This is a genomic window from Ralstonia sp. TCR112, assembly GCF_007997035.1.
Lineage (GTDB): Bacteria > Pseudomonadota > Gammaproteobacteria > Burkholderiales > Burkholderiaceae > Ralstonia > Ralstonia edaphi.
Genome location: NZ_VOSS01000163.1, coordinates 1 through 2,680, shown reverse-complemented (window position 1 = coordinate 2,680; position 2,680 = coordinate 1). Strand labels below are relative to the sequence as shown.

General features: G+C 64.3%; 2 protein-coding genes. Both read right to left on the bottom strand.

What is annotated here, in order from left to right; genetic code table 11:
- Positions 1-281: 281 nt before the first annotated feature.
- Positions 282-1,601 carry a glycerate kinase gene (locus FUT88_RS24830; RefSeq protein WP_147219186.1) on the bottom strand — a complete coding sequence of 440 codons (1,320 nt, stop codon included), beginning with the start codon at positions 1,599-1,601 and terminating at the stop codon, positions 282-284.
- A 78-nt stretch (positions 1,602-1,679) separates the two neighbouring features.
- Positions 1,680-2,591, bottom strand: coding sequence for a 2-hydroxy-3-oxopropionate reductase (gene glxR / locus FUT88_RS24825; RefSeq protein ID WP_147219184.1), 912 nt, complete (start codon positions 2,589-2,591; stop codon positions 1,680-1,682).
- Positions 2,592-2,680 lie beyond the last annotated feature (89 nt).

The following is a 2,680-nucleotide window of genomic DNA, read 5'->3' as shown; positions in this document are numbered from 1 at the left end:
TGCTGCACTGGTGATCGATGGTTTGGCCTTTGACCTTCCTGCCCTATGCGGCGCCTTGAATTTCTGTTGCAAGGAGGAAAAAGAGGGGAGGCCTGTCTGAGCGCAGCGAGTTTGCCTCCCCTCCCTCCTTGCGACAGATAAGGAGGGGTTCGCCGCATCGGGCGCGCCTCTCTTTGCTTACTTTCTTTGGCAAGACAAAGAAAGTGAGTCAGCCCCGGCAGGGGATGAAACAAGGGATGCACCACAAAACCAAAACCTCCATCCACCCCTCGCCCAAAAAATTAGCCGGTAATCAAAACCGCCCGAAAATCATTCACATTAGTCCGCGTAGGCCCAGTCACAATCAAATCCCCCAACGCATCAAAAAACCCATACCCATCGTTGTTGTCGAGCAGTTGCTTAGCCCGCAACCCAAGCGCTTCAGCACGCGCCAGACTATCCGGCGTCAACATCGCGCCAGCGTTGTCTTCCGAGCCATCGATGCCATCGGTATCGCAAGCAATCGCATGCACTCCGGGCAGGCCATCCAACGCCACGCCCAGCGCCAGCAGGAACTCGGCATTGCGTCCGCCGCGGCCGTTACCGCGCACGGTCACCGTGGTTTCACCACCCGACAGAATCACGCACGGCTTGGTGAACGGCTGGTTGCGCGCCACGATCTGCCGCACGATGCCGGCATGCACTTCGGCCACATCGCGCGCTTCGCCTTCAATGCTGTCCGACAGGATGTGCGCCTCGTAACCGAGCGCGCGTGCCTGCGCGGCAGCCGCTTTCAGCGCGTGCTGGGCCGTCGCGATGACATGGCTGCGATGGCCTTCGAAACGTGCATCGCCGGGCTTGGGTGTTTCGCCCGCGCCGGTTTCCAGATGACGGCGCACCGCTTCGGGCACGTCGATGCCGTATTTGTCGATCACGGCCAGGGCATCCGCGCAGGTGGTGGCGTCGGGCAGCGTCGGACCGCTGGCGATGAGCGTCGGGTCATCGCCGGGGATATCCGAGATCAGCAGCGTCTCGACGCGCGCCGGTGCGCACGCCAGAGCCAGGCGCCCGCCCTTGATCGACGAGAGGTGCTTGCGCACGCAGTTCATCTCGCCGATGCTCGCGCCGCTCTTGAGCAGCGCTCGGTTGACGGACTGCTTGTCGGCCAGCGTCAGGCCTTCGGCCGGTGCAGCCAGAAGGGCTGAGCCGCCGCCGGAGATCAGGCATAGCACGAGGTCGTCTTTCGTCAAACCTTCGAGCAGGCCGACCATGCGTTGCGCGGCGCGTTGGCCAGCCGCATCGGGCACGGGGTGCGAGGCTTCCACCACTTCGATGCGGCCCTGCGTGCCGGGCGCACGGCCGTGTTCGTAACGCGTGACGACCAGGCCGGACAGCTCGCCCTTCCAGTGCTGCTCAACCGCTTCGGCCATCGCCGCTGCGCCCTTGCCTGCACCGATGACGATGGTGCGGCCACGCGGCGGTTCGGGCAGGTATGCCGGCAGACATTGCGCAGCGCTGACCGCAGCCACCGCGGTATCAAACAGGCCGTGCAACAGCGCGCGCGGCGACGGATTGGGCAAGGCGGCGCGCAGGGCGGCCTGGGCAGACTGGTCGTGGTGCATGGCAGAAAGCGGGGAGACAGCAAAAAAGAACTGCCGCCGCCCGAAGGCTGCGACAGTGCACACAACTTAGGCGCGCATTCAGGCGATGTCGTGGTTCGACATGATCTCGATCGCCCGGCACAGCGCCGAATGATCCTGCTTGCCCATGCCGTTGGCGGCGCAGGTGTTGAACAGTTCCTGCGCGGTGGCCGTGTTCGGCAGCGCCACGCCCAGCGTCTTCGCACCTTGCAAGGCCAGGTTCAGATCCTTCTGGTGCAGCTCGATGCGGAAGCCCGGCTCGAACGTACGCTTGACCATGCGTTCGCCGTGCACTTCGAGAATGCGCGAGGCCGCGAAGCCGCCCATCAGCGCCTGACGCACCTTCGCCGGGTCGGCACCCGCCTTCGATGCGAACAGCAGCGCTTCCGACACCGCCTGGATGTTCAGCGCCACGATGATCTGGTTGGCCACCTTGGTGGTCTGGCCGTCGCCGTTGCCGCCCACCAGCGTGATGTTCTTGCCCATCAGCTGGAACAGCGGTGCCACGCGATCGAACGCAGCCTGCTCACCGCCCACCATGATCGTCAGCGATGCAGCCTTCGCGCCCACTTCGCCGCCCGACACCGGAGCATCCAGGTACTGCGCGCCGGTCTTGTTGATGCGGGCAGCAAAGTCCTTCGTCGCGATCGGCGAAATCGAGCTCATGTCGACGACGATCTTGCTGGCAGCGGCGTCCTTGCCGGCATCCTTCAGCGCCTTGGCGACGCCCTTCTCGCTGAACAGCACCGCTTCAACGTGCGGGGTGTCCGGCACCATGATGAAGATGATGTCGGCGCGCTTGGCGACTTCTTCCGCGCTCGTGCAGACCGTCACGCCGGCTTCCACCAGCGCGGCGGGTGCCGGGTTGACGTCGTGCACGAAGAGCGTGTGGCCGGCGGCGCGCAGGTGGCCTGCCATGGGGGCGCCCATGATGCCGAGGCCGATGAAACCGAGGTTGAGATTGTTTGCCATGGTGAGGGATCTCCTTGGTTTGAATGTTGGTTCGTTGGTTGTTGGATTGGGCCTTGGTGGTCCACTCCCTTTTCACCCCCTGCCGGGGG

Excerpts from the sequence above, each read along its gene's own strand:
- FUT88_RS24830 (WP_147219186.1), bottom strand. The coding sequence starts at position 1,601 with ATGCACCACGACCAGTCTGCCCAGGCCGCCCTGCGCGCCGCCTTGCCC.
- glxR (WP_147219184.1), bottom strand. The coding sequence starts at position 2,591 with ATGGCAAACAATCTCAACCTCGGTTTCATCGGCCTCGGCATCATGGGC.